The 15801-nt window shown below is 57.5% G+C and carries 13 protein-coding genes and 1 tRNA gene; 6 read left to right on the top strand and 8 right to left on the bottom strand.

Going from position 1 to position 15801, the window contains the following annotated elements; genetic code table 11:
- Positions 1-283 precede the first annotated feature (283 nt).
- The 4 genes from KP699_RS08945 to KP699_RS08960 all read right to left on the bottom strand — a co-directional run bounded on the left by KP699_RS08945 (position 284) and on the right by KP699_RS08960 (position 4030).
- Positions 284-1630: an ATP-binding protein gene (locus tag KP699_RS08945; RefSeq protein WP_308164902.1), complete on the bottom strand. Its 1347-nt coding sequence runs from the start codon at positions 1628-1630 to the stop codon at positions 284-286.
- Positions 1627-2409 carry a response regulator transcription factor gene (locus KP699_RS08950; protein ID WP_244985137.1) on the bottom strand — a complete coding sequence of 261 codons (783 nt, stop codon included), beginning with the start codon at positions 2407-2409 and terminating at the stop codon, positions 1627-1629. The genes KP699_RS08945 and KP699_RS08950 overlap by 4 nt, the downstream gene beginning before the upstream one ends.
- 143 nt (positions 2410-2552) lie before the next feature.
- Positions 2553-2954 (bottom strand): hypothetical protein, encoded by a 402-nt coding sequence (locus tag KP699_RS08955; RefSeq protein WP_215762358.1) that lies wholly within the window; start codon positions 2952-2954, stop codon positions 2553-2555.
- Positions 2955-3202: 248 nt separating this feature from the next.
- A complete protein-coding gene (locus KP699_RS08960; protein ID WP_215762359.1) occupies positions 3203-4030 on the bottom strand; it encodes a sulfotransferase family 2 domain-containing protein in 828 nt (275 codons plus the stop codon).
- Positions 4031-4390: 360 nt separating this feature from the next.
- Between KP699_RS08960 and KP699_RS08965 the strand changes: the two genes are divergently transcribed.
- The gene (locus KP699_RS08965; protein WP_215762360.1) at positions 4391-7024 is read left to right on the top strand and encodes a M1 family metallopeptidase; all 2634 of its coding nucleotides are present in this window, start codon (positions 4391-4393) and stop codon (positions 7022-7024) included.
- A gap of 123 nt (positions 7025-7147) precedes the next feature.
- Here KP699_RS08965 and KP699_RS08970 read toward each other — a convergent pair whose 3' ends face one another.
- The 3 genes from KP699_RS08970 to KP699_RS08980 are packed head-to-tail and all read right to left on the bottom strand — an operon-like array spanning position 7148 to position 9177.
- The gene (locus KP699_RS08970) at positions 7148-8077 is read right to left on the bottom strand and encodes a nucleoside hydrolase (RefSeq protein WP_212376553.1); all 930 of its coding nucleotides are present in this window, start codon (positions 8075-8077) and stop codon (positions 7148-7150) included.
- Between the two features lie 40 nt (positions 8078-8117).
- Positions 8118-8552 carry a cytidine deaminase gene (gene cdd, locus KP699_RS08975; RefSeq protein WP_215762361.1) on the bottom strand — a complete coding sequence of 145 codons (435 nt, stop codon included), beginning with the start codon at positions 8550-8552 and terminating at the stop codon, positions 8118-8120.
- Positions 8545-9177: a nucleoside 2-deoxyribosyltransferase gene (locus tag KP699_RS08980; protein WP_215762362.1), complete on the bottom strand. Its 633-nt coding sequence runs from the start codon at positions 9175-9177 to the stop codon at positions 8545-8547. The genes cdd and KP699_RS08980 overlap by 8 nt, the downstream gene beginning before the upstream one ends.
- 193 nt (positions 9178-9370) lie before the next feature.
- Between KP699_RS08980 and KP699_RS08985 the strand changes: the two genes are divergently transcribed.
- On the top strand, positions 9371-10213 hold the full coding sequence (locus tag KP699_RS08985; protein WP_215762363.1) for a ribonuclease T2 family protein: 843 nt from the start codon (positions 9371-9373) through the stop codon (positions 10211-10213).
- A 92-nt stretch (positions 10214-10305) separates the two neighbouring features.
- Positions 10306-11541 carry a nucleoside transporter C-terminal domain-containing protein gene (locus KP699_RS08990; RefSeq protein WP_215762364.1) on the top strand — a complete coding sequence of 412 codons (1236 nt, stop codon included), beginning with the start codon at positions 10306-10308 and terminating at the stop codon, positions 11539-11541.
- A gap of 107 nt (positions 11542-11648) precedes the next feature.
- Here KP699_RS08990 and KP699_RS08995 read toward each other — a convergent pair.
- A tRNA-Thr gene (locus tag KP699_RS08995) sits at positions 11649-11724 on the bottom strand.
- A 171-nt stretch (positions 11725-11895) separates the two neighbouring features.
- Here KP699_RS08995 and KP699_RS09000 point away from each other — a divergent pair.
- From KP699_RS09000 to KP699_RS09010, 3 genes are read left to right on the top strand one after another with little or no spacing between them, the layout of a single operon-like run.
- Positions 11896-13377 carry a paraquat-inducible protein A gene (locus KP699_RS09000; RefSeq protein ID WP_215762365.1) on the top strand — a complete coding sequence of 494 codons (1482 nt, stop codon included), beginning with the start codon at positions 11896-11898 and terminating at the stop codon, positions 13375-13377.
- A gap of 44 nt (positions 13378-13421) precedes the next feature.
- Positions 13422-15077, top strand: a complete 1656-nt coding sequence (locus KP699_RS09005) for an MlaD family protein (protein WP_252346906.1) — start codon at positions 13422-13424, stop codon at positions 15075-15077.
- A gap of 3 nt (positions 15078-15080) precedes the next feature.
- Positions 15081-15785: a membrane integrity-associated transporter subunit PqiC gene (locus tag KP699_RS09010; protein ID WP_215762367.1), complete on the top strand. Its 705-nt coding sequence runs from the start codon at positions 15081-15083 to the stop codon at positions 15783-15785.
- Positions 15786-15801: the final 16 nt, after the last annotated feature.

Here is a 15801-nt window from a genome sequence, read left to right on the forward strand (position 1 = left end):
CCTACAGCGACCCCAACCCCAACCCCAACCCCAACCCCAACCAGCCCGGCTACGTCTCCTGCTGTAACGCCCGCCGCGTCAGGGACAGGTTCTGCGTCAGCCCCGACAAGTGCCGCCGGCACAACTCCGGCCAATCCGGCGTCCACTTCTGTTGCGACCCCTACCGTGACACACACCACGGCAACGCCTGCCGGAGAGTCTGCTCCGCAGGAGACAGGGGTACCGCAGAACTAATTTTCTCGCTGCGGCCAAGACAGGGGCTGGATTATAGGCGTCCCGGTTTTCAGGGTTTGGAGACAATGCCCAGTGGCAGCGCAATATGGGCACGCAGGCCATGCGGCTTGATGTTGCTGAGGGAAAGCTGCCCGTTATGGCGGGTGATAATGGCATCAGCAATTGAAAGCCCCAGACCCAGCCCTCCATCGGAAGCGCGGGCCGGGTCCAGCCTGTAAAACGGCAGGCGGGCTGAAGCCAGCAGGTTGTCAGGAATACCGGGGCCGTTATCGCGGATATCAATCAAGGCGCGGTGCCCCTCGCTTTTCAGGCTGACAGTCACGTCCGTTCCGTATTTCAGGCCATTTTCAATCAGATTACTAAAAGCGCGTTCCAGCGGGGTGGTCTGGCAGATGCAAATGAGCTGCGCCGGGCCTGAATAGTGGATACTATGGCCAACCACACTGAATTCATGGCACAGGCTTTCCAGCAGGGAGGCAAGGTCAATCGCTTCGGCCTTTTCTGCATGCGTCTGCTCACGCAGGAAATGCAGTGTCCCGTTCAGCATTTTTTTCATCAGCGTGAGGTCATGCTTCATGGCGGCGGGAGAGGCTTCCTCGCCCCCCAGTTCCAGCCGCATGAACAGGCGGGTCAGAGGCGTGCGCAGATCGTGTCCAATGGCAATCAGCATCCGGGTGCGTTCTTCGGCCGAGGCGGCAATCCGGGCCTGCATCCGGTTGAAGGCATGCGTCAGCCGCCTCACTTCCGTCGGGCCATGTTCCGGCAATGGGTCGGGCGTGCTGTCATACCCAAAAGCATCGGCCTGCGCAGCAATGTTCCGTAACGGGCGGCTGATATGCCAGATGCTCCAGAAGGTGAGCGACAAAGTGATGGTAACGAGAAAGACCAGAGAAACCGTGAGCGGCATGGTCCAGTGCATCATATGGCCAATATGATGATTGTGAGAGTTATAGACCAGAACACTGATGTTTTCATGAGAGAGCGAAAGGTAAGACACCGGCATATGCTCATCATGCCCGGCGCAGCTTCTGGCCCGCAGGGCATGGTTCCCCAGATTGCCGCGGGAGACGAGCATATGCTGGATAAAGCCGGTCATGGGGTCTGTTGGCACGACGGCACAGGCTGGTGAGGGGCCGACACTAAAATTCAGCCCGTTGCCGGAAATCTTCTGGGCAATCGCCTCCCGGAACTGGGGCGGTGCGGCCTGAAGGGCCTCAATCCCGGTTTCAATGGCCAGAATATTGGTCCAGGGGCCGCCCGGCAGGGGCGGGACCAGCGGGCGGAACGCATAGAGCAGAAAGGGGGTAATGCTCAGCGTCAGAAACATGCAGACGGACACGAGAGTGACCATCTGGCCATAAATGGTTCTGGGGTAGAGGCGAGGCAGTTTCCTCACGATTTGCGGTCGTCCGGGTCAAAAATATAACCGCCGCCGCGAATGGTCCGGATCAGTTCCAGTTGTCGCCCTTCATGCGAGAGTTTGCGGCGCAGGCGGCTGATCAGCAGATCAATAGCGCGGGGGTCCACATTTTTCTCATCACCATGAATCCGGGCCAGAAGTTCCGCCCGGTTAAAAACATGATGGGCGTTCTGGCAGAAGGTGAGCAGCAGATCAGTCTCCGAGCCTGTCAGAGCAACACGGATTCCGGTTTTGCCGTATAAGGCGCGTTTGGCGGGCTCAAACAGCCAGTTATCAAACCGGTAGTGCAGAACACCCTGCGCCTCCGCAGGGGTGGTTTCTGGCTGTGCACGGCGTAACACGGCCCGGATGCGGGCGGCGAGTTCTTCCAGATCAAACGGTTTGGAAACATAGTCATCCGCGCCCAGATCCAGCCCGGAAATCCGGTCATCAATATCACTCAGCGCGCTGACCATAATGATGCGTGAGGCAGATGTCTGGCGGATATGCTGGCACAGACTGCGCCCGTCTTCCCCCGGCAGCATGATGTCAAGCAGAGTGAGATCAAGCGGTTGCTGCTTTTCGGCCGCATCAATGCCCGCGCGGTTGAGCGCGGTTGAAACTTTATAGCCCAGCCGCTGAAGATAGCGTTGTAACAACCCGCAAATTTCGGGGTCATCTTCCACAATCAGGACATGGATGGCCTGCGCGGCACTGGTCATGGCGGGATGTGCCTCGGTGGTTGCTGGTAAAGGGGAGGAAGTGTGTGAAGACAAATGCGTTCTTCTCGTATCAGTCAGGCCTCGTGAATCGTATTCTTAAGATTGTGGTTTTGTAAAAGAAAGCAAGTAAAAACTGGAAGCATGAAGACAGGCGCACCACGGGATGCGCCTGTCTGTTCTATGGGCTGGAAACCAGATCAGTTCTGATTATCGTTACGGTCTGTCCCGCCCTCACGGTCTTCGCCACCGTGGTTGCCGCCGTGGCGATGCCCGCCCCCGTTCTGGGTATTGTCCTGATCATCAGAGCTGGAAGACTGGCCGCGTGAGCCGCGCTGACCTCCATGATGACGGCTGCCGTTGTTCTGGCTGTCATTCTGAGTATCAGAGTCTGAAGAGCGGCCATGAGGGCCACGGTTTTCACCGCCACGGCGGTGGCTGCCACCATCATCGTTGCGGCCAGAGTCCTGATTGTCAGATGGGCCCCTGTTGCTGTCATTATCGCTGTTCTGGCTGTGGTGGGATCTGTGTCCGTCTGCGTAAGACAGGGCAGGTGCCACAACACCCAGAGCAGCGACGAGGAGAAGAGCTTTTTTCATCATCTATAAAACCTTTTGTGCAGGACGGGAGGAAAAGACTTCCTCTCGCCTGTCAGGAAAACATAGGAGAAAAACTGGCGGTCGTAAGAGAAAAACTGGAAAAGAGCGGCAATATGTCAGTTATGAAAAATAATAAAAATAGAAAATAAGTATTATAGGATTGCTGGCGATTTAAACGGGCGGATGGTGCTCGGTAACGCCTTGCAGATCTGTTAGGGACCGACGATGCATCATGCTTTTCGGAACGCTGCTTAAAGGCTGACCTGCAGAGCAGGCTGGAAACGGCCCATGGTGCTCTTTTGTGGTCTGGTGGTGTGCTGCGCGTAGAAAGTCTCGGGCAGAGCATCACTCTGCGTCATGTGGCTCCGGAGTGTATAATCTTCCTTATAAATAGTAAGGATTTTCTGCCTCTGAGCCGCGCTGAGGTCTGTGGTGAAACGCCGGGTTGTGTTGACTTTCCGGATTTCTCCGGCATGCAGGCCGGGGATAAAGGGGTAAATCCGGTCAATATCCTTAAGGTCAAACAGCATTTTAACAGCCATTTCCCCCTGCCGGTTTGTCAGATACCAGTGTTGCGGGCGCAGAACATGGTCCAGCTGATAGATGGATGACGCACCGTCCACATACTCAATCATCCGGTCCAGAGTGGTCAGATCCGCGTAGCGTTCCACAAAACCGGGATGCAGCTTGACATGGCTGCCGCCTCCATTGCGGATGAAGTCATAGGACGAGAGAAAGCGTTCAACAGGGTCACGCCACAGGGCAAAACTGGGCATGGAGCGCACAACATCCGGTGCGTGTTTCTGGTAATAGCGAATGCTTTCATGCCGCATGCTACACCCGTACAGCACCTCGGAGATGGCCGTTCCGGCGTTCTTGGGCACGTGGATAAACAGGACGCCTGCCTTGCGGATGGTGGCCAGACGCTCCTGCCGCTTTTTGCTTAAGGGGAGGGGGAGCCTCCAGTCCACATAGCGTTCCTGTAGATCCCCATGCAGGGTGACGCCGCACAACTGCTCCATCGTCTTTTTTCGCGTTTCATGAATCTGTTCTCGCAGAGTGTAAAAAGCAGAAGACATGCCGCGTATCCAGTAAAAAACAACAGGATTCAGAGTGTCATTTTATTTTATTGGTAAAAGATAAATTACCGGAAATAAAAGACTCCAGAGAGAAGCCTGTTGTAACGCACAGGACTCAGATTGGGGAATGATAAAAAATGAGAATCATCTTTTTATTTCAGTTTTGACAAAATAAGGTCAAAATAAGATCAGTATTTCTATATGCACACAAAAGAAGGGAAAGGCGCCTCGCCATGAGGGAGGCGTCCCGTTCTCCCGCATCGTTGACGGGCGTGAGACTATGCTAAAAATAGCGCGATCGGAATAATCCGAAGAAAAAATGATGTGATCAGATTCAGCGATTTTTTAGGAGATTGAGGGATGCGTCGGCTTCTAGCTTTTACCACCCTGCTGGCAGGTTTGCCGCTGGCTGGCCCCGTGTGTGCGGAACAGGTCTTTTCTTTCCAGCGGGCTGCCGGGCAGTTACCCAAAACAGTGGTGCCGGTTGCCTACACCATCAAGCTTTCCACAGATATGCAGGCCCTGACCCTGGCCGGGCAGGAAAGCATCCGGGTTGATGTGCGCACCCCTACGGCGGATATGACGCTGAATCAGGCTGGCCTGCACCTGTCCGACGCTGTTCTGGATAACGGCGTGAAGGCGCAGATTACGCAGGATGACGCGGCCGAAACGGCAACCCTTCATTTCCCTGCTAAAGTGGGAAAAGGCGCGCATACGCTGGTTATTTCCTATTCCGGTCCCATTCTGAAAACGCCTAATGGCATCTATGTGGATGATTATACTGCGCCCTCTGGCGAGACAAAGCGGATGCTGGTCACGCAGTTTGAAGTGGCCGATGCCCGCCGGATGTTCCCCGGCTGGGATGAGCCCGCGTTTAAGGCCACGTTCCAGCTGAACGTCACGCTCCCCAAAGAGGCCGTTGCTGTCAGCAATATGCCGGTTACCCAGACGGTGGCGGATGGTGCTGAGGCCAAGACAGTCTCTTTCGGCACAACGCCGCGCATGTCCACCTATCTGCTGGCGCTGGTGGCGGGAGATATGAAATCCGTGCAGGGGCAGGCAGATGGCACGCCACTGGCTGTGTATGCGCCGTCTGGTCTGGAAGAGCAGGGGCGTTACGCCCTGCAGGCATCAGAAAAGATTCTTCCCTATTACAACAGCTATTTTGGCGTAAAATATCCTCTGCCCAAAATGGATATGGTCGCCATTCCCGGCAACTATCAGGCTGGTGCCATGGAGAACTGGGGCCTTCTGACCTATATTGATAACGTCCTGCTGTTTGACCCGAAAAACAGCACCCCCCGTACGCGCGAACTGATTTATGAAGTTGTGGCGCATGAAATGGCGCATCAATGGTCAGGTGACCTCGTGACAATGGGCTGGTGGGATAATATCTGGCTGAATGAAGGCTTTGCCTCATGGATGGAGATCAAGGCCACAGACAAGATGAACCCGGAATGGGACATCTGGCCCCGTCAGCATGAAACGCGTGAGGAAACCATGGCGACGGACGCTCTGCCGTCCACGCACCCCATCCAGCAGGTTATTCACAATGTGAGTGAAGCCAACTCGGCATTTGACAGTATCAGCTACGGCAAAGGCGAACTTGTGATCCGTATGCTGGAAGGCTGGCTGGGTGAAGATCATTTCCGCGATGGGATGCGCCTGTATATGAAGGCCCATGCCTATAGCAGCACAACCAGTCAGGATCTGTGGCAGGCGCTTTCCAAAACGTCCGGTCTGGATGTTGGTCCGGCGGCCCGGAGCTTTACAGAACAGCCGGGTATCCCGCTGGTGAATGTTGCCTCTGCCTGCAAAGCTGGAAAAACGGTTTATACTCTGACACAAAGCCGCTTTACCATTCATGACCCGCATCCGGCGGTCCAGACGTGGATGATCCCGGTTGTGGCGGGTGGCCCCGGTCTGACAACACAAAAACTGCTGCTGGGTAAAGCGCCGCAGACGCTCAGCGTTGCAGGATGTGATGCTCCCCTCAAGCTCAATCTGGGAGAAAGCGGCTATTACCGTGTGCAGTACAGTGCACCGGCCTTTGCCTCTTTGCTGAAGAACGCACAGCATTTTGCTCCGGTGGACAGAGCCAACCTGTTGGGGGATCAGTTTGCCCTGTTCCGCTCCGGTCAGGCTCCGCTCTCTACCTATATGGATCTGGCGGATAGTCTGCTCTCGGCGCAGGAGAGCGATATTGCTGTTTTGCAGGAAATTATCGAACGGTTTGAAACGCTGGACCAGTATCTGAAAGGCAGCCCCGACCGTGCCCCGTTCCGGGCTTATGCCCGCAAGCAACTGGCACCTGTTCTTGCGCGTCTGGGCTGGGATCAGAAAGCGGATGAAAGCGTGCTGGACACCATGCTGCGCCCATCTGTTATTGCGGCCCTCGGCACCTTTGAAGATCCGGGCGTAGTTGCAGAAGCCGGGAGGCGCTTTGCCCGCTGGCAGGCTGATCCGGCATCTTTAAAGCCTGATCTGGTCGGTGTTGTCGCGCGGATTGCCATGACCCATGCAGACCAGAAAACTTACAATGCCATGGCAGAGAAAGTCCGCACAACGCAGGCAACTGAGGTCAAACTCCGTCTGTTTAACGCACTCGCGGGTGCAACAGACCCGGCCTTGATTGAGAAAAACGTCGCGCTGACCTACAGCGGGGCCATTCCCAACGGGCGTATTGCCATGGCGCTGGGCCGTGTGGCGGAGGAGAGTGAAAACCCTGATCTGGTGTGGAAACTCGTCAAACAGCACGAGGCTGAAATCCGCACGCATCTCGCCCCCTGGTCTCAGGATGGCTTTCTGGCGGCTATTGCGGCCTATTCTGATAATCCGGCCATTGCGCAGGCGCTTGAAGCTGATCCGTTCTCCGGCAAGACAACCGGCTCTAAGATCGCAACGGCAAAAGCGTTAAGTGAAATCGGGGCCCGTAAAGAAGCCATGCAGGCGGCACAGACGCAGTTGCATGACTGGCTGGGCACCCGGCACTAAAGGCCGGGTCTCAACGGCGGGCAGGGCCGAGAGAAGGCTAAGTGTTAAAGGCCTGCTTCTGCCCATACGGGAATGATCCGTATGGGCAGAGGGACCTGCAAACCTGCTTTGGTCTGCGCAGAGTTACAGGGCAGACAGGCGTTCGATAACCAGATCGTAAACGCCTTCCACATCCACTTCGCGCATGAACAGGGCATTTTTCTTTTTTCCGGTAATGCCCCACCAGTCCACAACGCTCATACCCATTGTCAGCGCGCTCTCAGTCTCAATTTCAACATTCACTTCCCGCCCACGGTAGAGGTCGGGTCTGAGCAGCCACAGGACTGTATTGGGGTCATGCAGCGGGCCGCCGTCTGTCCCGTATTTTGTGGCTTCAAACCGTTTTTCAAACCGTAGCCATGCCGCCACAACCGGACCGACCCGGTTGGGAATGGCATCAAGGCGCTCAAGGCGCGCTTTGCTGGTATGGAGCTGATGCGTGACATCCAGCGGGAACACAACCAGCGGGATGCCGGATTCAAACACCATCCGCGCAGCATGGGGGTCCACATAAATATTGAATTCCGCCGTGGGGGTAATATTCCCCACTTCGGAAAATGCACAGCTCATTGTGACAATTTGGCCAATACGCTCCCGCAGGGCAGGTTCTTTGGCCAGAGCGAGGGCAATGTTGGTCAAAGGGCCGATTGTGCAGAGCGTGATTGTGCCCGGCGGGTTTTCCATGACCGTGCGGATGATAAAATCAACCGCGTGACCGGGGGTGGCTTCCCGGCTTGGGGGCGGCAGGTCAACACCTTCAAAACCCGTTTTGCCATGCACATGCGTTGCCGTTACGCCGGGGCGTAATAACGGGCGGTCTGCTCCGGCATGAACGGGAATATCCGTGCGCCCGACAAGATCAAGGGTTTTCAGGGCGTTTTCTGTCGTCTGTGCAACCGGCACATTCCCGGCAACCGTTGTGACCCCCAGAAGCTCGATTTCCGGGCTGGCGAGGGCCAGCAGGATGGTCAACGCATCATCCTGACCGGGGTCGGTATCAATAATAATCTTCATGCATGCTCCATCGCGAAAATATGTAGAGTTTCAAAAGATTTTAAGAAGAGGTTTTGTCTGTGCCGGTTTCCAGATTTTCCGGGCCGAAGGATGCGGGCAGGAGCGCATGAAGATTATCTTTGAAAAGCTGTTTGCCGTCCTCATCCACCACCAGAACGCAGGTGCGCTGTGTTGCAAATTCCCGGATTTTCTGGCGGCAGCCACCACAGGGCAGGCAGGGGGCAGGCCCTTTGCCGGCGACCAGAATTGTTGCAATTTTGCGGGAACCGCCTGCCGCAATCATGGCGGAAATGGCTCCGGCCTCAGCACACACGCCTTCCGGGTAGGCAGCGTTTTCCACGTTGCATCCGGCAAAGACCTGACCCTCTTCCGTGATCAGCGCAGCGCCAACGTGAAAGCGGGAGTAAGGGGCGTAGGCATTGCTGCGGGCCGCTAAAGCTTTTTGCGTGAGGTCTGAAAGGGTTTTGTTATCCATGAGAGGCTGCCTCCTGCTGCGTTGCGCCATAAATCAGATCAGCCAGAGTAACAGCGGCAGCGCGGAAAGCGTCCAGAATGTCTTCAGCAATGGCAATGTCTCCCCCCGCCTGCCTGATGAACCCTTCCACCATGGCATTCTGTAACAGACCTTCTGAATGTACGATCATGCTGTCGGCATCCAGCCAGCGCACTCTGGCGGCCGTGTGCGGGCGCTCCTGTGTGAGCGGTGTGTGCCAGGCCTGTTCAAAATAGGTCTGTACTTTTGTATGGTAGGAACGGCCATCGGTTGTGTAGCCCGCCATAGGCTTGTTCTGGGCTGCCATATAGCCAATTTCAACCGCTGTGCCGGGGTCCATATCCGCAGCGCGGCGGAAGGGGTTGATGCAGAACAGGGCGGCGTCACATTTGTCCATCAGGCCCCGATCCAGCCGTGCAATCAGCAGACTGGTCTCCTTGCCGGGTGGCAGTGCGTCTACTTCCTCCTGCCCGTCAAACGGGGAGACACCGTGCAGACGCACCTCCAGACAGACCTCTTTAAACGCTTTGAAAAGCTGCTGAGCGTTGTTCCTGAAAACAAGGTCTCCCCCAAGGTAAACCCTTGGGTAATTCAGAGGATCGGCCATGAAGTCTTCCCTGTTCAGAGGCTCACGCTGCTGTTCCGGCGCGTGCAGAATGTGATGAAAGTTATGAGAAACGGTGCATTTCCATTATAAAAATCATAGACACAGCACAAGATGTAAGCAACAGTAATACCTTTGCATATCAGCAGGATAGAGCCTGTTCTCTTAACCTTTCTGCGCAGGGGGCAGACAGACGATGCGGGCAGTACAGTATGTTTTTACGGGAATGATGGCTGCCTGCTTTCTGCTGTCCGGATGTGCGCATCAGCCGTCTGCTCCATCGTCCTCTACGCCGTCCAGTTCATCTGCCGGAGCCACGGAGGCGCTTGCGCTTGCCGCCCCCCGGCACGGGGATTTTGGGCATTATACCCTCGCGCTGACATGGCAGCCGGGGTTCTGCACCGGGCCGGAGGGTAATAGCTGTCAGGCGGATCAGCCGCACACGCCTCTTATCGGGCTGCACGGGCTCTGGGCGTCCCGCCCGTCTGATCTGATACAGGCGCAGGTACCGGTGACGACATGGTGGCGTAAAGGGTGCAGCCTGTATGATGGAGAAGCCCCTTCCGCCGCGCCCGCATTGTCGGATGCACTGACGCACCGCTTGTCAGAGATTGTGGCCCATACCCACTCCAGCCTTGTCGCGCATGAATACACAAAGCATGTGCAGTGTTTTGGCATGGACGGAGAGCAGTTCTTCTCCGTTGCCACGCACCTGCGGGACCGTTTTGCGGCACTTCCCGCAGCCGCCCACCTGCTGACGGAAGCCGGAACCCGGATTGCAAAAGCCGACCTGACCCGTCAGATCGAAGCCGATACCGGCCCCCTGCCCAACCGGGGCGTGCAGTTCCAGTGTAACAAGACCCCGACAGGGGAGGCTGTTCTCTCGCAGATCTGGTTTACGCTTAAACCTGCGTCTTTAGACAAATTTCCCAAAACGGATGCATTCCTGAGCAGCCCGCAACTTCAGGATAACTGCCCTGCACAGTTTCTGGTGCCGCAATGGGCCACAGCCGGGGCTGTGGGCGGCGCTGCGCGGTAAGCCCGGCTTTGCCCGCTTGAAAGCAGGGGCGTTTTACGTGGTGATAACATCAGGGCAGGCGGCCATGCAGAGCGTAAGAGAAGGATCAATGAGTGCATAGTCGTGGATGTCTGGGGATTCTCCTGCTGCTGGGCATTGCGGTCTTTTTCTCAACAGACCGTAAAAATATCAGCCTCCGCACGGTTCTGAGCTGCCTGCTGGCGCAGATTGCCATCGGGCTTCTGGTGTTGCGTGTGCCTGCGGGGCAGCAGGTTTTGTGGTCCCTGTCCCGGCTTGTCACCAATATCCTTTCCTGCGGGGATGAAGGAGCACGCTTCCTGTTTGGCCCTCTGGCGGGCGATAAAATGGACGCCGTCTTCCCGCATGAAGGGTTTGTGTTTGCGTTCCGGGTGCTGCCCTCTCTGGTGTATGTCAGCGCGCTGATTGCTATTTTGTTTCACATCGGCCTCATGCAGGCCTTTGCGCGTGGCACCGGGAAAATCCTGCAAAAATTGCTCGGCACGTCGCCTCTTGAATCGTTTGGTGCGGTTATCACCATTTTTATTGGCCAGAGTGAACTGCCGGTTGCTTTGGGGCCGTATCTGAGCACGATGGCACCGACGGAGCTGTTCAGCGTGCTGTGCAGCGGTGTTGCTTCCGTGTCCGGTGCGACGCTGGTTGGGTATGTGGGGCTGGGGGTGCCGGCCCATTATCTCGTGGCCGCGTCCTTCATGGCCATTCCCGGTGGCATGATGTTTGCCAAAATTCTGGCCCCCCGCCCTGCGGGTGGTGCGGTGGATACGCTGGCCGCCGGACGCGCCTCCTATCATCAGGCACTCTTTGAAACGATTACCGAAGGGGCGCTGAAAGGCACGAAAACCGCCGTGGCTGTGGCGGCAACACTGGTGGCGTTTATCGGGCTGATTGCTCTGATCAATAGCGGGTTTCAGGCGTTGGGGCAGGCAATCAGCATGCCTTACCTTTCACTGGAATATCTTTTTGGCCTGCTTTTTTCGCCCGTTGCCTGGCTCCTCGGTGTGCCTGCGGGGGAATGTACGCTGGTTGGCTCTGTTCTGGGGCTGAAGCTCGTGATTAACGAATTTGTCGCCTATCTGCATCTTGGTCCGTCTTTGCAGAACGGCGCTCTTTCCGTGCGGAGCGGTGCTATTGCGACGTTTGCTCTCTGTGGTTTTGCCAATTTAAGTTCGATCGGCATTCTTGTTGCCGCGTTTGGAAGCCAGTGCCCGGAACGGCGCGCGGAGCTGGCGCGTGTCAGCGTGCGGGCTGTGATGGCTGGCATGCTCTCCAACCTGATGAGCGCTGCGATTGCCGGGATCATTCTTGCCTGAAGAAGCAGAGGGCCAGTCTGTTGACAGACTGACGCACAAGCAACGCAAGCCCGAGGCTCTGCATCTGTTGCAGCGTGACGGCTAAAAATTTTCAGGAAAACCGAAAGTGGTGCCCGCTGGAGGATTCGAACCACCGGCCCCATCATTACGAATGACGTGCTCTACCAACTGAGCTAAGCGGGCATACTCACTTTCGAAAGGCTGGGTATCATAGCAGTTCGGGAAACGCAACGGGGGAGAGTGCGGAAAACAAAAGATATTTGCGGGGCCGCAGGACGGGTTCCCGGCCCGCATGGCTGCAATCTTATGACATGACTATTACGCTCGGGTTTTTTTCGTTCTAAGATTGCGGGCATGAGCGTGTCGCAATTTACCGCCCTGATGCGTGACGCCGTGATGCCTGTTCAGGATACATCGGTTGATAACACCCGGCACGTTCAGGTTCTTGAAGGTGTTATGGAGTGTCCGTGTTGCGGGCTGATCCAGAAACTTCCCGAGCTTGCGCCCGGCACGCAGGCCCGTTGCCCGCGGTGTGACCAGTCTCTGGACCGGCGGAACAAAACCGCGCCGATTGCCACACCGCTTGCGTTCTGTATTACCTCGGCCGCCTTGTATGTGGCCATGCTGTTTTCCACCCTCATGATGCTGGACCTGTATGGGCGGCAGCGCACGGTAGATATTCTCACCGGGCCCATCGAACTCCTGCATGAAGGCTGGGGTGAGGTGGGCGTGCTGGTGGCCATTGCCACCATTCTCGCCCCCGGCATTGTCATCGCCATGATGGGGATGATTCTGACTGCATCGCTCCGGCCCAGTCTGCCCGCCTGGGTGCCACATCTGATGAAGTGGTACGAGGCGCTGCGCCCATGGTCCATGGTGGAAGTCTATATTCTGGGCGTGTTTGTGGCCTACACCAAGCTGGTGGATCTGGCGTTTGTGGAGGTCGGGGCGGCAGTCTATCTGGTGGCTGGGCTGATGGTCTCCATGGCTGCGACAGATGCTACGCTGGACACGGAAATTATCTGGCGGCACCGCAAGATTGATAGTTTCATGCGGCCCATGCGCGGCCCGCGCCTGCCGCTGACGTTTGTAGCGGCCAGTGCTGATGAGCCTCTGCTGCCTTCGGCCAACCGGGTGTCCTGCCTATCCTGCGGGCTGGTTCTGGAGTTTGACCACCCCCTGCACCCCACTGAACCTTCCGGATATTGCCCCCGCTGCGGGCATGTGGTGCGGCACCGCAAGGCCAACAGCATGAGCCGCTCCGTGGCGTTGCTGGTTTCCGCCATTGTGTTCTATCTGCCCGCCAATATTTATCCGGTCATGACCGTTATCCGCATGGGCGCCGGAACCGGCCATACCATTCTGGAGGGCGCGATAGAATTGTGGGTGGACGGGATGATCCCGCTCTCCCTGCTGGTCATATTTGCCAGCGTGACAGTGCCGGTGCTTAAAGTGATCGGCCTGTCCTATATGGTCGAGGCAACACGGCAGAAGTCACACCGGCATCTGCGGTTCAGGTCCAAAGTCTACCGTGTGATTGATATTATCGGCCGGTGGTCGATGATTGACGTGTTCATGGTGTCTATTCTTGTCGCCATGGTGCGGTTCAACCATATGGCGAGTATTACAGCCAACGGTGGCATGGTGTGCTTTGCCGCTGTGGTGGTGCTGACAATTTTTGCGGTCCATACATTTGACCCGCGTCTGATGTGGGATGCCGCGGGCAAAAACGGGGATGCGGCGCTGGCCCGCACCGGCGGCAAACGCCGCAGGGGTGGCTTTGCTGCCCTGCAGACCAGCGCGTATCAGGATAACAGGGAGCCGGACAGGGCGTGAACGGACAGAATCATCATCAGTCTCCCGACGAGAATGACAGCACCATGCCGGATGCTGTTGTGCGTCGTATCCGGTTTTCCATTATCTGGATTATTCCCGTCCTTTCCGTAGTGATTGCGGGCTTTCTGATCTGGAAGAGCTTTGCCAATAACGGGCCGGAAATTACGGTGATGTTTGACACGGCAGACGGCCTGACCAGCGGCCAGACGCAGGTGAAGAACAAGGCCGTGGTGCTGGGGACCGTGCAGGGCATCTCCCTGACGGATGACCTGCGGCACGTTAATGTACGCATCCGCATGAACGCGGGCTCCAGCCCTATGCTGACGGACAAGGCCCGCTTCTGGGTGGTGCGCCCGCGTATTAACGGTGCCAGCATCACCGGGCTGGAGACCCTGATGTCCGGCGCGTATATTGCGTTTGACCCCGGTCCGGAGGGGAATGACGGAGATAAGGGCCACCGCAAGACCGAGTTCCGCGGGCTGGAAGCTCCGCCCGGTGTGCGGTCTGACCAGCCGGGCCGGACCTATACGCTGATTACCCCCACTATTGGTTCCATCGGGCAGGGGGCACCTGTCTTCTTCCGGGATGTGGATGTGGGGGAAGTGCTGGGCTACACCATGCCGCCGGGTGGCCGCGGCCCGATCCTGATCCAGCTTTTTGTGCGCGAGCCGTACGACCATTATCTGTATCCGGATACGCGCTTCTGGAACGTGTCGGGCGTGCAGGTCGGGTTTGGAGCTGGCGGGCTGAAGGTGCAGATGCAGTCCCTTCAGGCGCTGTTCTCCGGTGGGGTCGCCTTTGGTCTGCCGCGTGACAATAACAGAACCGCGCGGGATGAAGCCCCGGCAGATACCGTCTTTAAACTGTATGACAGTCAGGCGGATTCCGAGAGTGCCGGGTATCATGAGCGTGTGCCGCTGGCGACGTATGTGACGTCCTCCGTCAAGGGGCTGGCTCCGGGGAGTCAGGTCACCATGTTCGGGATTCAGATTGGCAGCGTGACCAGCGTCAAGCTGGATCTGGACCAGAAGGCCGGGCATCCGCGTGTGCGTATTGGCATGCAGATCCAGCCGGAACGGGTGCTGGCCGCGAATGAAATCCGGCATGGCGCGTTGACGGATATGTTCAAAACGCTGGTGGATAACGGCCTGCGGGCCTCGACCGACAGCGCCAGCCTGCTGACGGGCGAGACCATGATCTCGCTGAACTTTGTAAAAAATCCACCGCCAGCCACCACGTCCATGGAAGGGCCGACGCTGGTGATCCCCAGTCAGGCCGGGGGCATGAACGGGATTATGGATTCCCTTTCCACCGTGGCGTCCCGTCTGGCGGCCATGCCGTTTGAGCAGATTGGCGTAAACGCCAACAACCTGCTGGCCAATGCGGACAAAACGCTGACCAGCCCGGAGGTCAAACAGTCTCTGGCCAGCCTGAAAGAGTCGCTGAAGAACCTTCAGGCCATGAGCGCTCAGCTCCGCAGTGGCATGGGGCCGCTCATGCAGCGCCTGCCGGAAATGACGAACCAGCTTGACCAGACCCTGCAAAATGCCAACTACCTGCTGGCAGGGTATGGCGGGAACAGTGATTTCCACCGGAATCTTCAGGCTATGGTCATTCAGCTTGGGCAGGCGGCGCGGTCTCTGCGGTTCCTCTCCGAGTTCCTGACCAACCATCCCACTGCGCTGATATCGGGACGATAAAGCATGACGCTCTCTCCTTCCTCACGTCGCCTTCAGGCGGCTCTTCCCCGCCGTAGCCTGCTGCTGGGCGCGGCCGGACTGGGTGTTATGGCGACGACCCTGACGGCCTGCTCCAGCGGGGCGGGGCCGACGCTCTACACCCTCTCCGTTGTGCCGGGGCAGCCTGCGCCGGGTGGCCCGCGCTTTGTGGAGGTGCGTCAGCCGACCATTGCGTCCGGGCTGGACCGGGACCGCATTGTGACAGCGGATAGCGGTTATAAGCTGACCGTCTCCGCCAATGATGCGTGGGGGGATTCACTGGCCGGGCAGATCAGCCGCACACTGGCGGGGGATCTGGCGCAGCGCCTGCCGGGTACGAGTGTGTTTGCGGAAAATGACGCGGTTTCCACAGAGCCGCAGGCTTATGTGGAACTGTCCGTGACCCGCTTTTCAGCCGGGCCTTCCGGCGCAGTGCAGATTGAGGCAGCCTTGTCCGTCAAAGGCGCGCAGGCTGGCGCACCGGATACCAGCGGGCAGTTCTATATGCAGCGTGTGCTGGTGCAGGCTCCGGCGGTCTCCTCCGGCACCATGGCGATGGTGGAAACCCTCAGCCAGCTTCTCGGGCAACTGGCCGATCAGGCCGCAGCACAGTTGCGGATGATGCCGCCTGTGCCACTGGACAGCAGCCCGGCGCCAGCTTCCGCCGCAGGGTCGCATCACCGGAAATAAGGTCTGAGAGCGGACA

It is taken from the genome of Acetobacter sp. P1H12_c (assembly GCF_018811975.1).
GTDB classification, from domain to species: Bacteria; Pseudomonadota; Alphaproteobacteria; order Acetobacterales; family Acetobacteraceae; genus Acetobacter; species Acetobacter persici.